The organism is Paractinoplanes maris (assembly GCF_023544465.1).
In the GTDB taxonomy this organism is placed as follows: domain Bacteria; phylum Actinomycetota; class Actinomycetes; order Mycobacteriales; family Micromonosporaceae; genus Actinoplanes; species Actinoplanes maris.
Window position 1 is genome coordinate 387,512 of the sequence record NZ_JALPVL010000010.1, and the last position, 14,895, is coordinate 402,406.

The window sequence follows — 14,895 nt, forward strand, 5'->3', positions numbered from 1 at the left end:
CGCAGCGTGCCAGTGACATGACCATTGCGTGTTGTCTATGCTTCCAGGTGCCTCGACCGGGGATCTGGGGGTTACGCCGTGCCGCTGCCGACCGCGAGAAAAGCCGCCGTCCGTCCGCTCGACGAGGCTCGCCGCAGCCCGATCGACCGGATCGAGCGCGCCGCCTCGGCCATCATCGTCCGGCGCATCGTCCGGCTCGAGCGATCGCGGGACCGCGCGGAGGTGTGACATCGCGGTCGACGAGCACCCGGGCCCGGTCGCGGGCGATCTCGGCGCGCTGCCGGCGGACGCTTTCGACGGGCTCGCCGGCGGCTTCGGCGACGCCGCCACGATAGCCCTGCTGGCCGACGCCGAGCTCGCCGTCAACCGGGCGCTGGTCGGCGAGGTCGCGGGTGAGACGGCGGCCGGTGCGCAGGTGCTGGCCGAGCTTGAGCGGCGGGCGCCCGAGGTCTTCGACGAGGTGCTGCGGCACCCGTTCGTCCGGTCGTGGGCGGTGAGTTGTCTCGCCGGTGGCGCCGACTGCGATCCGGACTGGGCGGCGGCGATCGCGGCGGCCGTGGCCGTGCGGGCGGGCCTCGAGCTCGACGTGCCGGTCCGCGCCCACGGCGGGCGCATCCACCTGCCGACGATCGGGTTCTTCGCCGCCCCGGCCCCCGAGGTGACGGTGGTGGCCGGGCCCTCCTCCTTCACGCTGCGCTGGCCGGGCGGCCGGGCCCGGGTGCCCGGCACAGCCGGCGGCTGGCACGCCGCGCGGTGGGTCACCCTCGACGGCGTGCGGATCCTGATCGAGGACGCCGACCCCTACCGGGAGAGCGTGCCGCACGCCGCGGCCGGACGGCTCGACCCGGAGGCGGCCGGCGGCTGGTCGGAGATGCTCGGCCGGGCCTGGTCGCACCTGGTGACCGACGCTCCCGGGCAGGTCGACGGGCTGCGCAAGGGGCTGCGGGCGATCGTGCCGCTCACCCCGGCGCCCGACGGCACGCCGCGCGGCGCCACCTCGCGGCACGCGTTCGGCGCGCTCGGGCTGACCCGCACCGACGACCCGGCGGTGGTGGCCGTGCTGCTGGTGCACGAGTTCCAGCACACCAAGCTGGGGGCGGTCCTCGACCTGATCGATCTGGTGCCCCAGCACGCCGTGGCGCAGCGGCTGCCGGTCGGCTGGCGGTCCGGCCCGCTCCCGGTCGAGGCGGTGCTCCGGGGGGCGTACGCGCAGCTGGCGGTGGCCGACGTCTGGCGGCACCGAGCCGAGCGCGGGGCCCGGGACGGCGACATCCTGTTCCGCCGGCATCGTGACTGGACGGTCCGCGCCATCGACGCGTTGCGCGCCGGCGACCGGCTCACGGCGGCCGGTTCCCGGTTCGTGGGACGGATGGCCGACACCGTGGCCACGTGGGGCTAGTTAGAACCTTGACGTTTAGGGCTCTAACAGTTAGAGTTCTGACCATGGACGCACCGAAGCTCACGACTTCCCTCGAACTGCTGCGCTGGGTCGGCTGGGCCCAGCGCAAGGCCGCCGAGGACTGGGTGCGGGCGCGCGAGCTCAGCTTCGAGCAGAGCTTCGTGCTCGGCTACCTGGGGCAGCAGCCCGGCGCGATCCAGCGCGACATCGCGCAGATGACCCGCACCAGCGCGGCCAGCGTCTCGAGCCTGCTGCAGGGGCTCGAGCGCCGCGGGCTGATCGAGCGCCGGACCGAGCCCGGCAACGAGCGCGTGAAGCGGGTGTTCGCGACGCCGGCCGGTGAGCAGCTCGTGGCCGGCTTCGCCGAGGCGATGGCAGCGGCCGACGAGACGATCCTGGCCCCGCTCGACGCGACCGAGCGGGCCACCCTGCACGCCCTGCTGACCAAGATCACCGCGGAACTGCCCCAACCCAGCCGCGACTAGCCAACCCCGCACCACTTCTCCCGCGACGGCATCAGCCGCCGCGCGATCCCACCCGCCCGAGAACTGAACGCGCCGGCCCACGCCGCCGCGCGCTCGGTCCTGCCCCGAACCGGACGCGCCGGCCTACGCCGCCGCGTGCTGACGAGCCCCGAAGCGGACGCGCCGGCCCACGCCGCCGCGTGCTGACGAGCCCCGAACCGGACGCGCCGGCCCACGCCGCCGCGTGCTTACCCCTGCCCCAGCATCGAACGCTCTGGCCTGTGCCGCTGCGCTTGGTCCTGTCGCATCACCGAAGGCTCTGGCCTGTGCCGCCGCGCTTGGTCCTGCCCCATCACCGGACGCGCCGCGCTTGGTCCTGCCCCAGCACCCGACGCGACAGCTTGTGTCGCCGCGCGCCCGGACCCGCCCTCCAGCTTCTCGAAAGAGGTTGCCATGACCGCCGCACCGCACGAATCCGCCGCCGCCCCGGCCGCCGCCGCCGGCCGCAACCGCTGGTACCTCTCCACCGCCCCGATCGCCCGCGCCCTCGTGCACCTGTGCGTGCCGATGGCCGCCGCGATGATCGTCGGCGCGGTCTACAACGTCATCAACGCCGGCTTCATCGGCTCGCAGCACGACACCGCGCTGCTCGCCGCCATCACGTTCGGCACACCTTTGCTCGGCCTCGTCATGGCGGTCGGCGGCGTCTTCGGGGTCGGCGGCGGCGCGCTCATCTCCCGGCTGCTCGGTGCGGCCGAGCACGTTCCGGCCCGGGCCGCCGGGATCAAGCACGTCTCGGCCTTCGCGGTCTGGGGCTCGGCGGTCGCCGGGGCCGTGGTCGGCGGGGCCGGACTGCTCCTGCTGCACCCACTGGTGACGCTGCTCGGCGCGGACACCGCCGCCGCACCGGCGACCCGCGAGTACGTCGCCGTGATGCTGGCCTTCGTGCCCGTGCTGGCCGCGGCGTTCTGCCTCGAGCAGATCGTCCGGGCCGAGGGGGCCGCCCGCCAGGCCATGAACGGGCTCATCCTCTCCACGGTGGCCAACGTCGTTTTCGACGTCGTGTTCATCCTCGTCCTGCACCAGGGTGTCGCCGGCGCCGCGCTCGGCACCGGCCTGGCCAACCTGGTGACGGTCGCCTACTTCGCCTTCTGGTTGCAGCGCAACAGCGAGCACGTGAGCCTGGCGCCGCGCTGGTTCACCCTGCGCGCCGACGTGGTCAAGCCGGTCTTCGGCGTGGGGGTCGGCGAGCTGCTCCAGTCCGCCTTCATGATCGTCACCGTGCTGGTGCTCAACAACCTCGCGGCCGGCTACGGCGACGGCCCGCTGGCCGCCATGGGCGTCGCGGTCCGCATTGCCCAGGTGCCCGAGTTCCTCATCATGGGGGTGACGCTGGGTGTGCTGCCGCTGCTGGCCTACGCGTACGGCAAGGGGGACCGCGCCCGCCTCAACGCGGCCTTGCGGGCCTCGGCGATCACGGTCGGCGGCGTCATGCTCGTGCTCGGCGGGGCACTGTTCCTCTTCCGCGAGCAGGTGCTGACGGCGTTCTCGGCGGACGCGTCGGTGCTCACAATCGGGGTCACGATCCTGGCCGCCCAGCTCGTGGCGACGGTGGCCAACGGCTTCGCCGGCCTGATCACCTCGCTGTTCCAGGCGACCGGCCGCGCCCGGCCGGCGATCGTGATGTCGATGGCCCAAGGCATCCTGTTCATCCCGATCGTGCTGCTCGGCAACCAGATGTTCGGCCTCCCCGGCATCATCTGGGCGCTGACCGTCACCGAGGGCCTGGTCTTCCTCATCGGCGCCGGCATGTGGCTGGCCGCCCGCCCGGCCATCGACCGCGGCCTGGCCGAGGGCAGTCCCGAGCGGGCCGAGCAGGTCCTTGAGGAGGCCGCGGCCTGACCGGTCCGGCGTTCGAGCCCGGCGTGGAATTCACCACGCCGGGCTCTTACGCTTCCGGAGTGCCCGATCCGACCGCGAGCGGCGCTGGACAGCCTCGCCGCCGCAGGCGAAGCAGGCCTGCCGGACAGCCTCGCCGCCGCCGCAGGCGAAGCCGGCCTGCCGGACGACCCGAGCGGAGCAGCGCCGGATGCGCGAGCCGGACGGCGCCAGTGGGCCGCGCGAGATGAGCGGGCCGGACGGCGCGAGCGGGCCGCGCGAGATGAGCGGGCCGGACGGCGCGAGCGGGCCGCGCCGGATGAGCGGGCCGGACGGCGCGAGCGGGCAGCGCCAGATGAGCGGGCCGGACGGCGCGAGGGGGCAGCGCCGGATGACCGAGCGGCTGCGGCTCGAACCGGCCGGGCCGGGCAACGCCCGGGATCTGGCGCTGGTGCTCACGGACGACGCGGTCTGGCCCTGGTACGGCCGCACGAAGCCGACCGCCGACCAGGTGGACCGGACGGCCCACGCGATGGGGGAGTCGTGGCGGCTCCACGGCGTGCACAAGTGGATCGCCTACGACCGGGGGACCGGCGAGGTCGTCGGCCGCGGCGGCCTGTCACGGACGCCCGTGGACGACGACTGGGCGCAGCTCTACGCCTTCCTGCCGGCCGAGCCCTGGACCCGGGCCGAGCACCCGGTCCGCCGGCCGTTCGCCGCCCACGCCGCCTGGGTCGAGGTCGGCTGGGCCGTGCGCGGGGCGTTCCACGGCCGTGGTTACGCGACCGAGATCGGTCGCGCTTCCCTGGCGTACGCGTTCGAGGTGCTCGACGTCCGGGCCGTGGTCTCCTGCACGGTCCGGCACAACGTCCGCTCGCGGGCCGTCATGGAGCGCCTCGGCATGCACCACGCGGGCGAGATCCGCAGCCCCGACCCGGTCACCGGCCCCGGCACACCGTTCACCGTGAGCGCCAGCTTCCGATCTCGATCGCCCGGGTGAAGCGGGTGCGGTATTCGGTGGCGGTCAGCCCGTAGTGGGCCCGGAACCGGCGGGCGAAGTAGTTCTGGTCGGGCCAGCCGACCCGCTCGGCGATCGCCCCGACGGTGCGGTCGGTGTGCAGCAGCATCTCGGCCGCCAGCTCGACCCGGTGGCGGGACAGGAAGGCCATCGGCGGCAGCCCGGTGACCGACTTGAAGACCCGGACCAGGTAGCCCGGGGCCAGATGCAGCCCGTCGCCCAGGTCGGCCAGGGTCCAGGTGCGGGCCGGGTCGGCCTCGATGCGGCGCATCACCTCGGCCACTGCCGGGTGCATCGGCTCGGGGCTCGAGTCGCTGTCGAGCCGGCGCGCCACACAGCCCAGCGCCAGCATGACCTGGGCGATCAGGTCGGTGCGATGGCGGTGCTGCGGGCGCCGGCGCAGCTCGGCGATGGCGTCGAGATGCCCGGCGTACGCCCCGCGGTCGTCCACCGGCAGGTGCATGGCCAGGATGCCGCGCCGCCGTTCGGCGTACGGCCCGGTCCACAACAGGTGCCCGAGCAGCGGGTCGTCGCGGGTCCAGGCCAGCTCGCGGCGCAGCAGCTCGGCCGAGAAGCAGAAGTTGTAAACCTCCAGGCCCCGGCACTGCTCGTACCCGTGCCAGACACCCGGCCGCAGCAGCACGATGTCGCCGGCCCGCAGCGGATGCCGGCCGTTGAGGCTGTGGTGCACGCCGGTGCCCCGGGTGACCATCGCCAGCTCGACGAAGCTGTGCGTGTGCACCGGCATCTCACCCTCGTGCTGGTGGCGCCCGGCGTACGCGAAGGTGTCGTCCCCGAAATACACGAGCGTGTATTTGTGCTCGATGGTCTCCGGCGGCACGACGCGAACCCTACCTCCGGTCACAGGTCGCGCAACAGCTCCAGCACCCGCTCCGGGCCGTCGCGCAGGACGTTGTGGGTCGTGGGCCATTCGACGTAGTGCCAGCCGGAGTCGTCGCGCACGCGGTCCATCGACACCGGTGCCTGCAGACCGCCCGGGGTCCGCAGGGCGGCGGCGTACCGCTTGATCGGCACCGACTTCCAGGCGCCGGTGAGCCGGGTCTTCTCGAGCAGTGTGGCGAACGGGTGCGGCTTGGCCCGCTCGTCGAAGAACGGCATGGGGGCCAGGCCGAGGCCGTCCGCGCCGACCGAGTCGAGGAAGTACCGGCGGTTGTCCTCGGTGGTGACGTCCCAGCACGACTCGCCGTCCTCGAGCACGTCGGAGTCGAGGTGCACCAGCGCGCTGACCCGGGCCGGCGCGCGGTCGGCGACGGCGTTGATCACCTGACCGCCGTAGCTGTGACCGACCAGCACGACCTGGCCGCCGCCCGCCGTCAGGTCCTCGACGAGAGTGTCCTGCTGCTCGACGTGCGAGGTCAGGTTGACCGGGCGGCGGGTGAGGTCGTCGTCGGGCCACAGACCGGCCAGCGTGACGCGGTAGGCCCGGTGTCCCAGCTTCTCCAGCTCGGCGGCGAGCGGCTCATACCACCAACCGCCGTGCCACGCCCCCGGGACGAGAACGAAAGTGGTCATCAGCAATGTCTACCCCAGAAGGGCCTCAGGGCTGGAAGCGGTAGCCCATCCCGGGTTCGGTGATCAGGTGCCGGGGCCGGGTCGGGTCGTCCTCGAGTTTGCGGCGCAGGCGGGCCATGTACTGGCGCAGGTAGTTGGTCTCGGTGCCGTACTGCGGGCCCCATACGTCATGCAGCAGGCTGCGCTGGGTGATCAGCTTGCCCGGGTTGCGCAGCAGCCGGTCCAGCAGTTGCCACTCGGTCGGGGTGAGCCGCTGCTCCGGCGTGATCGTGTGGCCGGCCAGATCGATCGTGTACTGCCCGACCGTCACCGGCCCGGGCGCCGCGTCCGACGGGTGGATCCGGCGGGTCACGGCGCGGATCCGGGCGAGCAGTTCGTCGAGGCCGAACGGCTTGGTCACGTAGTCGTCGGCCCCGGCGTCCAGCGCGGCCACCTTGTCGGTGCCCTCGGCCCGCCCGGACAGCACGATGATCGGCACGGTGCTCCAGCCGCGCAGCCCGCGGATGACGTCGGTGCCGTCCAGGTCGGGCAGGCCCAGGTCGAGCACCACCAGGTCGGGCGAGTGGGCGGCCGCGGCCTTGAGCGCGCTCGCGCCGTCGGCCGCCACGTCCACCTCGTACTGGCGGGCGCGCAGGTTGATCCGCAGAGCCCGCAGGATCTGCGGGTCGTCGTCGACGACCAGGATGCGGGTCACCGCGGGCCCGCCGGCAGCGTCAGGACCATGGTGAGGCCTCCTCCGGGTGTCTCCTGCGGGATCAGTGTGCCGCCCATGGCCTCGGTCAGGCCGCGGGACAGCGCGAGACCGAGCCCGACGCCGGTGTGGTTGTCGCGGTCGCCGAGCCGCTGGAAGGCCTGGAAGATCCGCTCCCGGTCGCCGGCCGGCACACCGGGCCCGTGGTCGACGACGTGCAGCTCGACCCGGTCGCCGGACGCCCGGCCGGTGACCTCGGGCGGGCGGTCGGCGGGGCTGTGCCGCAGGGCGTTGCCGGTCACGTTGACCAGCACCCGGGCCAGCAGCCCGGGGTCGGCGTGGGCGGTGGGCAGGTCGTCGGGCAGTCGTACGGTGATCCGGCGCCCGGCCGGGCCGAGCTCGTCCAGCGCGGCCGGGACGACGTCCTCCAGGCCCACGTCGACCGGGTGCGCGGCCAGCGCACCGGCCTGCAGCCGGCTCATGTCGAGCAGGTTGGCCAGCAGCGCGCCGAGCCGGTCGAGCGACTCGTCGGCGGTCGCCAGCAGCTCACGGCGGTCGTCCTCGTCGAAGTGCACCTCGTCGCCGCGCAGGCCGGCAACGGCGGCCTTGGCCGCGGCCAGCGGGGTCCGCAGGTCGTGGCTGACCGCGGCGAGCAGGGCGGCGCGGACCCGGTCACCCTCGGCCGCGGTGGCCAGCCGTTGCTGGCGCAGGGCGACGGCGGCCTGGGCGGCGAAGGCCTGGGCGATGCGGTGCTCGTTGTCGTCGAGCGGGCGGCCGCGCAGCGACAGGACGAGATCATCGGCTGCCCGGACACGCGTCGCCGGTGACGAATCGGAAACCTCGGGAATGTCCGAATCGGCAACGCGAGCCCACCCGTCGCCGGCTCGCTCCGACAGGACCACGGATTCCAAGCCGAAGAGCTCCCGCAGCTCCTTGAGCAACCCCCGCAGCGGATCCGGCCCGGCCAGCACCCCACCGGCCACCGCGGCCAGGATGCGCGCGTCGGCCGACGCGGCGGCCGCTTGCCGGGCCCGGCGCGCCGCCACGTCCACCACCCACGAGACAGCCAGCGCGACCACCACGAACACGATCAACGCGAGCGCACCTTGCCCGGTGTTGACGGCGAACGTCCGTACGGGTGCGGTGAAGAAGTAGTTCAGCAGCAGGAACCCGCCCACCGCGGCCAGCAGGGCCGGCCACCGCCCGCCGAGCAACGCCACCCCGACCACCGCGGCCAGGAAGACCAGCGACCCGCCGGCCAGTTCGAGCCCGGCCGCGGCGGCCGCCGCCGTCAGCACCGGCAACCCGATCAGGGTCACCGCGAACCCGGCCGCGACCCGCCGGCGGGCCAGCGCGACGCCGCCGGCACCGCCCGCGGGGTGCGGCCGCGGCGACCCGGTCACTGCGAGTGCGGGCCGACCGAGGTCACCACGATCGCCGCCGCGCCGATCTCGTCCGAGGCGGCCAGGTCGACGGTGGCCTCGATGCCCCAGTCGTGGTCGCCCTCCGGGTCCTCGAAGACCTGCCGCACGACCCACGCCGTCGGTCCCGCCTCGATGTGCAGGAACGCGGGTCCGCGGGCGGCCGGCCCGGTGCCCAGCGAGTCGTACTCGTCGAAGTAGTCCTCGATCGCGTCCTGCCACCGGTCGGCCGTCCAGCCCGACTCGCCGTCCAGCTCGCCCAGGTCGGTCCAGCGGCGCAGCGCGGCCAGCTCGACCCGGCGGAACAGGGCGTTGCGGACGAGGACCCGGAACGCGCGGGTGTTGCGGGTGACCGCCGGCGGCTTGTCGTCGATGCGGACCTCCTCGACCACCGCACCGGGGTTGCGCAGCCGCTCCCACTCGTCGAGCAGGCTCGAGTCGACCTGCCGGACCAGCTCGCCCAGCCACTCGATGAGGTCGGTGAGCTCCTCGGTGCGGGAGTCCTCGGGCACGGTCTGGCGCAGCGCCCGGAACGCGTCCGCGAGGTAACGCAGCACGAGCCCCTCGGAGCGCGACAGCCCGTAGAACGACACGTACTCGGTGAAGGTCATCGCCCGCTCGTACATGTCGCGGACCACGCTCTTGGGCTTGAGCTCGTAGTCGGCGACCCACGGGTGACCGCGCCGGTAGGTCTCGTAGGCCGCTTCGAGCAGCTCCAGCAGCGGCCGCGGGTGGGTCACGTCCTCGAGCAGCGTCATCCGCTCCTCGTACTCGATGCCCTCGGCCTTCATGGCGTTGACGGCCTCGCCGCGCGCCTTCTGCCGCTGGGCCGACAGCACCTGCCGGGGGTCCTCCAGGGTCGACTCGATCACCGACACCACGTCGAGCGGGTAGTCCGGCGCCTCCCGGTCGAGCAGCTCCAGGCTGGCCAGGGCGAACGGGGACAGCGCCTGGTTGAGCGCGAAGTCGATCTGGAGGTCCTCGGTGAGGCGGTAGACCCCGTCCGGCGTACGCTCGATGACCCCGCCCGCCATCAGCGCGCGAGCGATGGCGATGGCCCGCCGGATGTGCCGCCGCTGGGCGGCCGGCTCCTCGTGGTTGTCGGTCAGCAGGTGCCGCATCGCCTCGAACGGGTCGCCGCCGCGGGCCAGCACGTTGAGCAGCATGGCGTGCGACACCTGGAACGACGAGGTCAGCGGCTCGGGGTCGGCCGCCACCAGCCGGTCGAAGGTGGGCTGCCCCCAGCCGATCGAGCCCTCCGGCGGCTTCTTGCGGACGACCTTGCGCCGCTTCTTGGGGTCGTCGCCCGCCTTGGCCAGCGCCCGCTCGTTGTCGATCACGTGCTCGGGTGCCTGCACGATGACCGTGCCCAGCGTGTCGTACCCGGCCCGGCCCGCGCGCCCGGCGATCTGGTGGAACTCGCGCGCCTTGAGCAGGCGGGTCTTCACACCGTCGTACTTGGACAGGCCGGTGAACAGCACCGTACGGATGGGGACGTTGATGCCGACGCCGAGTGTGTCGGTGCCGCAGATGACCTTGAGCAACCCGGCCTGGGCCAGCGTCTCGACCAGGCGGCGGTATTTGGGCAGCATGCCCGCGTGGTGCACGCCGATGCCGTGCCGCACCAGCCGGGACAGCTGCTTGCCGAAGCCGGCGGTGAACCGGAAGTTCCCGATGGCCGCCGCGATCTTGTCCTTCTCCTCGCGGGTGGCCATGTTGATGCTCATCAGCGACTGCGCCCGCTCCAGGGCGGCGGCCTGGGTGAAGTGCACGATGTAGACCGGCGCCTGCTTGGTCTGCAGCAGCTCCTCGATCGTCTCGTGCAACGCCGTCATCGCGTACGAGAAAATGAGCGGGACCGGCCGCTCGACGCTGGCCACGACGGCGGTCGGCCGGCCCGTGCGCCGCGAGAGGTCGTCGACGAAACGGGTGGTGTCACCGAGGGTCGCCGACATGAGGATGAACTGGGCCTGCGGCAGCTCGATGATCGGCACCTGCCAGGCCCAGCCGCGGTCGGGCTCGGCATAGAAGTGGAACTCGTCCATGACGACCTGGCCGACGTCGGCGTCCTTGCCCTCGCGCAGGGCCAGGTTGGCCAGCACCTCGGCCGTGCAGCAGATGATCGGCGCGTCCGCGTTGACGCTGGCGTCGCCGGTCAGCATGCCGACGTTGTGGGCGCCGAAGATCGCGCACAGGGCGAAGAACTTCTCGCTGACCAGGGCTTTGATCGGCGCGGTGTAGAAGGTGGTGCGCCCGTCGGCCAGCGCGACGAAGTGCGCGCCCGCGGCGACCAGGCTCTTGCCCGAGCCGGTGGGGGTATTGAGGATGACGTTCGCGCCCGTGGCGATCTCGATGAGCGCCTCTTCCTGGTGGGTGTACAGGGCCAGGCCCTGCTCGGTGGCCCACTTCTGGAAGACGTCGAAGACGGCGTCGGGCTCATTTGTGCCGGGTAAACGGTCGGTCAGCGTCATGATGCGTTCACTATATGGATCACCTACGAGGCCATTGCGCGAGGCGTTGCCGCAACTCGGCGATTTGGGAAGCGGAGAGGCCGTAGAGCGCGAACCGCGCGTCGTGCAGCCGATCCAGATAACGCCCGGCGTCGGCCACGTCTTCCGGGTCGAGCGCCGGATCGACGTTGCGGGCCAGGGTCAGCAGCGTCTCCAGCGGATAGCGCTCGAGCGCGGCCGCGACGTCGATGTAGTCGCGGACCTCGCGCCGGTTGACCAGCGCCGCGACCTTGGTGGCGACCAGGTCGTCGAGGTGCATGACCGGGCCCAGCTCCATGACGACCGGCTTCTTCGACCGGTCGAGGCGGCACAACGTCAGCCGCAGCGCCCGCGAGCTGGTCGCGACCAGGAACTCCTGCAGGTCCTCCTCCATGCCCGCGAAGAGCTCGTCGCCCTCCTCGCGGACGACCCGGTAGCCGGCCTCGCGCAGGGCGGCGGCGACCTCGTCGGCTGCCGCCGCGACACCGCCGGCCGTGTCGGTGAACAGGTCGACGTCCTCGGTGGGGCGCTGGACCAGGCCGTTGACCAGCCAGGCGAAGCCACCGCCGAGGACGAACCCGTGCTTGTCGGCCACCGCGAGCGCGATGCGGGCGACCTCGGAGTAGAAGTCGTCGACGCCGGCCATCCGGCCAGGCTAGCGCCCGGCGGCGGCGAGCTGGTGCGCGGCGTGGCGCAGCCGGGCGTGCCGCGTCTCCCAGGCGGCGCGGACGCCGCGGGGGAGGTTGAGCTCGGGCCATACCCGGACGAGGGTCGGGCCGTGCAGATAGGTGCGCAGCTCCTCGACCCGGATCGCCTCGCGCAGCACGTTCTCGTACATCCAGGCCAGCATGGTCGGCTGCGCCAGGTCGAACGCCCGCTGCGGACCCCACCACAACCGCAGCGGGAGCTCGACCAGGCCGGCCGCCGGCCCGGTCAGCTCACCGAGCGTGCCCGCCACCAGCACCGGCCGGTGGGGCCGGGCGAGGTGAACAGCGACGGGAGCAGCGGTCGACATGCGATCAGCGTAAACCGACAGGCCGCCCAAACCGAGTTCCTAGCCTCCTAGGATGCTTTACGCGAGGTGCCTCAGGACTTCACTGCATCACCCGCACGGCGCTCACCCGGAGAAGGTCGAGCTTCTCCGCGTCGCTTCCTCGCTGGGATGTCGAGTAGATGACGACCTTGATGTCGGAGGCCGGGACGACGACGACGTCGCAGTCGAGCACGATGTCACCCACCAGCGGGTTGTGCACGGTCTTGACCATGCTCTGATGCGCGGCTGCCCGTCCCTCGTCCCACAGCGCGGCGAACCGAGGGCTGCGCGTTCGCAGGTCGGCGACGAACGCCCGGAGCCGGGGATCGTCGCGGTAGTCGGCGGCGGAACGCCGCAGGTCGTGGACCAGTGCGCGCTCGAACACGTCCGGGCCGCCGTGGGCGGTCGCGACCCCGCTGATGCTGTCGTCGACGAACGCCTGGACGAGGAGGTTTTGATTCGGGTCGGCCGCTACGGAAGGGGTCTGGAACAGTGCCTGCCACAGCGGCGTCGAGGCGAGCTGGGTCCAGTCAGCGGCGAACACCGCCAGGGGGAAGTCCGACATGCGGACGAGCATCCGCTGCACCCCCGCCGGAATGTGATGCGAGACGGCTCCCGATGCCGGTGCAGTCAGGCCGGCGGCGCGGTGGAGCAGCGCCGTCTCGGTGCGGCTCAGCTGCAGGGCCCGGGCCAGCGCGGCAACTATCTGCTTTGAAGGGGTGCGGGCGCGTCCTTGCTCCAGGCGCGTTATGTAGTCGACGCTCACGCCGGCCAGCTGGGCGAGCTCTTCACGCCGGAGTCCAGCCGTGCGACGCCGGCCGAAGGACTCCAGCCCGACATCGGCGGGCGTGAGGTGCTCGCGCCGGCTGCGGAGCATCTCGCCGAGAGAGAGCGGTGCTGAGGTCATTGCTCTCATGTTGCCCGGAGCGCACGAGTTCTGCCTGGTACTACCCATCCCAGGCTGGCCGGGACGGGTAGCACGGTCTGTACCTGGCTACGGATGTCGGCGGGCCCCAGGCTCGAAGCACCACCGGGAGGGCGGACGCACCTGTTCCGCTCCGCCATCGAGAGGAACCCCTTCACATGACCACCACGCTCGTCACCGGCGGCAACCGAAGCCTCGGCTACGAAATCGCCCGCCGTCTCATCGAAGCCGGCCAGACCCTCTGGATCGGCGCCCGGGACGCCGAGCGGGGTCAGGCCGCCGCCGACCGGCTCGGCGCCCGATTCGTACAGCTCGACGTGACCGACGACGCGTCGGTCGTCGCGGCCGCCGACACGATCCGCGCCGAGGCCGGACACCTGGACATCTTGATCAACAATGCTGGAATCCTCGGAGATGTCACGTCTCCCGAGGACATGACCGTCGAGCACATGCGCCCCGTCTACGAGACCAATGTGTTCGGGACCGTGCGGGTCACCCGTGCGTTCCTGCCGCTGTTGCGAGCCGCCGAAGCTCCGTCGGTCATCAACGTCACCAGCGGCGTCGGATCCTTCACGCTGATCCATGACCCGAACCGGGTCGAGTCGCAGTACCCGTTGGCCGCCTACGGGTCGTCCAAGGTCGCGGTCACCATGCTCACCATGCAGTACGCCAGGACCATCCCGGACATCCGGTTCAACGCGGTCGACCCCGGACAATCAGCAACGGACTTCACCGGCGGACTCGGCCACAGCGTTCAGGACGGAACGGACGCGGCCGTGCGGATCGCCACCCTCGGCGACAAGACGCCGACCGGTACGGTGACCGACCGAGATGGTGTCCTCCCCTGGTAGACGGAGCCGGACACTACGGGCGCCACGGAAGCGCCGCCGTCGCCGGGCGCTCGACGGTCGCCAGGCGTGCGTCGACCACGAGTTCGTGCAGAGCCGTGACTGCCGCCTCGGCCGGGTGAGCCGGCAGGGGAGAGGCATCACGCGCCTGCTCCAACCGCCCTCGCAGCATCGCCGCGTCGGCGCGCAACCGCTGCTCCAGCTCGGCCGGGAAGGGTCCCTTCTCGGCCGAGCGCTTCATCTCGATCAGCTCGGCCACATAGGGCAGCGACGTCCCCAGCACCGCCAGGTCCGTCTCCAGCTCGCCGGTGCGCATCAGATGCTCCCCGGTCAGCAACACCCGCAGCCAGTACAGCGCCGCCTTCAGCCGCCCGGTCCGGTCGAACAGCTTCTCCTGTGACGTCGCGAAGCCCAGGTAGTGGTGGGCGTGCCCGGAGGTCACGAAGGACGGCGCCAGCTCCTTGAGGGCCACGTGCAGCGGCCCGGTCAGCACTCGGCCACCACCTCGGCCGACCACGACGGCGCTTCGGTCGTCACGTCAAGTTCCTTTCCCGTGCGCCGGTGAGCAGCTCATCGACGGCCCGGCGATCCGGTGTCTCGGGCAGGGCCGTCGCGTCCAGGGCCGTGGCCAGCTCACCCTGCAGGTCGGCGGCCCAGGCGGCCACGGTCTCCCACGGCACGGTCCCGCTCCTGATGTCGAGCAGCTGCGCGCGCCGCGACCGCACGTCGACCAGCACCTCGCCGGTGCGCAGCACGTGGGCGCCGGCCAGGAGCAGCCGGATCATGTGCATGGCCTGCTTCCAGTTGGTCTCGCCGGTGCGGGCGCGGCGGGCGCTGACCCGGTTGAGCTGGTCGCGGGCGTATTCGCCGTAGGTCGCGGCGATCCGGCGGGACAGGAAGGCGGTCCGGGCCGCGAGCAGGGCCGAGCCGTCGGGTGTCTCGGTCTCGATCAGGGGCGACCAGAGCACTTCGAGGACGGTCGGGTTGGCCTGCAGGGCGAGGGTGCAGAAGCGTTCGATCTCCCAGGAGAACTGTTCCGGCTGCGGCCCGTCGAGGTGGGTGGGCGGCTTGTCGAGGGTCCAGAACGAGCGGGTCGGTGCCGCGAAGACGCCCCGGCGGTGGGGGGGGGGGGGGGGGGGGGGGGGGCCCCCCGCCCCCCCCCCCCCCCCCCACCCCCCCCAAAGGATGCGGGAGCG

The 14,895-nt window shown here is 72.5% G+C and carries 14 protein-coding genes and 1 pseudogene; 5 read left to right on the forward strand and 10 right to left on the reverse strand.

Going from position 1 to position 14,895, the window contains the following annotated elements:
- Positions 1 to 37: 37 nt before the first annotated feature.
- From NAG42_RS29350 to NAG42_RS29365, 4 genes are all read left to right on the forward strand, one after another.
- Positions 38 to 1,399 (forward strand): aKG-HExxH-type peptide beta-hydroxylase, encoded by a 1,362-nt coding sequence (locus NAG42_RS29350; RefSeq protein ID WP_250035112.1) that lies wholly within the window; start codon positions 38 to 40, stop codon positions 1,397 to 1,399.
- Positions 1,400 to 1,443: 44 nt separating this feature from the next.
- Entirely contained in the window at positions 1,444 to 1,884 is a 441-nt protein-coding gene (locus NAG42_RS29355) for a MarR family winged helix-turn-helix transcriptional regulator (RefSeq protein ID WP_250035080.1), read from the forward strand.
- Positions 1,885 to 2,316: 432 nt separating this feature from the next.
- Positions 2,317 to 3,765 carry an MATE family efflux transporter gene (locus NAG42_RS29360; protein ID WP_250035081.1) on the forward strand — a complete coding sequence of 483 codons (1,449 nt, stop codon included), beginning with the start codon at positions 2,317 to 2,319 and terminating at the stop codon, positions 3,763 to 3,765.
- Positions 3,766 to 3,952: 187 nt separating this feature from the next.
- Positions 3,953 to 4,741, forward strand: a complete 789-nt coding sequence (locus tag NAG42_RS29365) for a GNAT family N-acetyltransferase (protein WP_250035082.1) — start codon at positions 3,953 to 3,955, stop codon at positions 4,739 to 4,741.
- On the opposite strand, the gene NAG42_RS29370 is transcribed toward NAG42_RS29365, so the two are convergent.
- The 8 genes from NAG42_RS29370 to NAG42_RS29405 all read right to left on the reverse strand — a co-directional run bounded on the left by NAG42_RS29370 (position 4,701) and on the right by NAG42_RS29405 (position 12,833).
- Entirely contained in the window at positions 4,701 to 5,600 is a 900-nt protein-coding gene (locus NAG42_RS29370; protein ID WP_250035083.1) for a helix-turn-helix transcriptional regulator, read from the reverse strand. The genes NAG42_RS29365 and NAG42_RS29370 overlap by 41 nt on opposite strands.
- A gap of 20 nt (positions 5,601 to 5,620) precedes the next feature.
- Entirely contained in the window at positions 5,621 to 6,292 is a 672-nt protein-coding gene (locus NAG42_RS29375) for an alpha/beta fold hydrolase (RefSeq protein WP_250035084.1), read from the reverse strand.
- A 25-nt stretch (positions 6,293 to 6,317) separates the two neighbouring features.
- Positions 6,318 to 6,986, reverse strand: a complete 669-nt coding sequence (locus NAG42_RS29380) for a response regulator (RefSeq protein WP_250035085.1) — start codon at positions 6,984 to 6,986, stop codon at positions 6,318 to 6,320.
- A complete protein-coding gene (locus NAG42_RS29385; protein WP_250035086.1) occupies positions 6,983 to 8,386 on the reverse strand; it encodes a sensor histidine kinase in 1,404 nt (467 codons plus the stop codon). Before NAG42_RS29385 ends, NAG42_RS29380 begins: the two co-directional genes overlap by 4 nt.
- The gene (locus tag NAG42_RS29390) at positions 8,383 to 10,875 is read right to left on the reverse strand and encodes a DEAD/DEAH box helicase (RefSeq protein ID WP_250035087.1); all 2,493 of its coding nucleotides are present in this window, start codon (positions 10,873 to 10,875) and stop codon (positions 8,383 to 8,385) included. The genes NAG42_RS29385 and NAG42_RS29390 overlap by 4 nt, the downstream gene beginning before the upstream one ends.
- A gap of 19 nt (positions 10,876 to 10,894) precedes the next feature.
- Positions 10,895 to 11,539 carry a nucleotidyl transferase AbiEii/AbiGii toxin family protein gene (locus tag NAG42_RS29395; RefSeq protein WP_250035089.1) on the reverse strand — a complete coding sequence of 215 codons (645 nt, stop codon included), beginning with the start codon at positions 11,537 to 11,539 and terminating at the stop codon, positions 10,895 to 10,897.
- Positions 11,540 to 11,548: 9 nt separating this feature from the next.
- Positions 11,549 to 11,908 (reverse strand): hypothetical protein, encoded by a 360-nt coding sequence (locus NAG42_RS29400; RefSeq protein WP_250035090.1) that lies wholly within the window; start codon positions 11,906 to 11,908, stop codon positions 11,549 to 11,551.
- 79 nt (positions 11,909 to 11,987) lie between these two features.
- The gene (locus NAG42_RS29405) at positions 11,988 to 12,833 is read right to left on the reverse strand and encodes a helix-turn-helix transcriptional regulator (RefSeq protein ID WP_250035091.1); all 846 of its coding nucleotides are present in this window, start codon (positions 12,831 to 12,833) and stop codon (positions 11,988 to 11,990) included.
- A gap of 176 nt (positions 12,834 to 13,009) precedes the next feature.
- On the opposite strand from NAG42_RS29405, the gene NAG42_RS29410 reads away from it, so the two are divergent.
- Positions 13,010 to 13,702: an SDR family NAD(P)-dependent oxidoreductase gene (locus NAG42_RS29410; protein WP_250035092.1), complete on the forward strand. Its 693-nt coding sequence runs from the start codon at positions 13,010 to 13,012 to the stop codon at positions 13,700 to 13,702.
- 13 nt (positions 13,703 to 13,715) lie between these two features.
- Here NAG42_RS29410 and NAG42_RS29415 read toward each other — a convergent pair.
- Positions 13,716 to 14,192: pseudogene (locus tag NAG42_RS29415) on the reverse strand (DNA polymerase beta superfamily protein); the annotation flags it as partial.
- Between the two features lie 40 nt (positions 14,193 to 14,232).
- Positions 14,233 to 14,886 carry a nucleotidyltransferase domain-containing protein gene (locus NAG42_RS29420; protein WP_438872459.1) on the reverse strand — a complete coding sequence of 218 codons (654 nt, stop codon included), beginning with the start codon at positions 14,884 to 14,886 and terminating at the stop codon, positions 14,233 to 14,235.
- Positions 14,887 to 14,895: the final 9 nt, after the last annotated feature.

Excerpts from the sequence above, each read along its gene's own strand:
- NAG42_RS29350 (WP_250035112.1), top strand. The coding sequence starts at position 38 with ATGCTTCCAGGTGCCTCGACCGGGGATCTGGGGGTTACGCCGTGCCGC.
- NAG42_RS29355 (WP_250035080.1), top strand. The coding sequence starts at position 1,444 with ATGGACGCACCGAAGCTCACGACTTCCCTCGAACTGCTGCGCTGGGTC.
- NAG42_RS29360 (WP_250035081.1), top strand. The coding sequence starts at position 2,317 with ATGACCGCCGCACCGCACGAATCCGCCGCCGCCCCGGCCGCCGCCGCC.
- NAG42_RS29365 (WP_250035082.1), top strand. The coding sequence starts at position 3,953 with ATGCGCGAGCCGGACGGCGCCAGTGGGCCGCGCGAGATGAGCGGGCCG.
- NAG42_RS29375 (WP_250035084.1), bottom strand. The coding sequence starts at position 6,292 with ATGACCACTTTCGTTCTCGTCCCGGGGGCGTGGCACGGCGGTTGGTGG.
- NAG42_RS29390 (WP_250035087.1), bottom strand. The coding sequence starts at position 10,875 with ATGACGCTGACCGACCGTTTACCCGGCACAAATGAGCCCGACGCCGTC.
- NAG42_RS29395 (WP_250035089.1), bottom strand. The coding sequence starts at position 11,539 with ATGGCCGGCGTCGACGACTTCTACTCCGAGGTCGCCCGCATCGCGCTC.
- NAG42_RS29400 (WP_250035090.1), bottom strand. The coding sequence starts at position 11,908 with ATGTCGACCGCTGCTCCCGTCGCTGTTCACCTCGCCCGGCCCCACCGG.
- NAG42_RS29405 (WP_250035091.1), bottom strand. The coding sequence starts at position 12,833 with ATGACCTCAGCACCGCTCTCTCTCGGCGAGATGCTCCGCAGCCGGCGC.
- NAG42_RS29410 (WP_250035092.1), top strand. The coding sequence starts at position 13,010 with ATGACCACCACGCTCGTCACCGGCGGCAACCGAAGCCTCGGCTACGAA.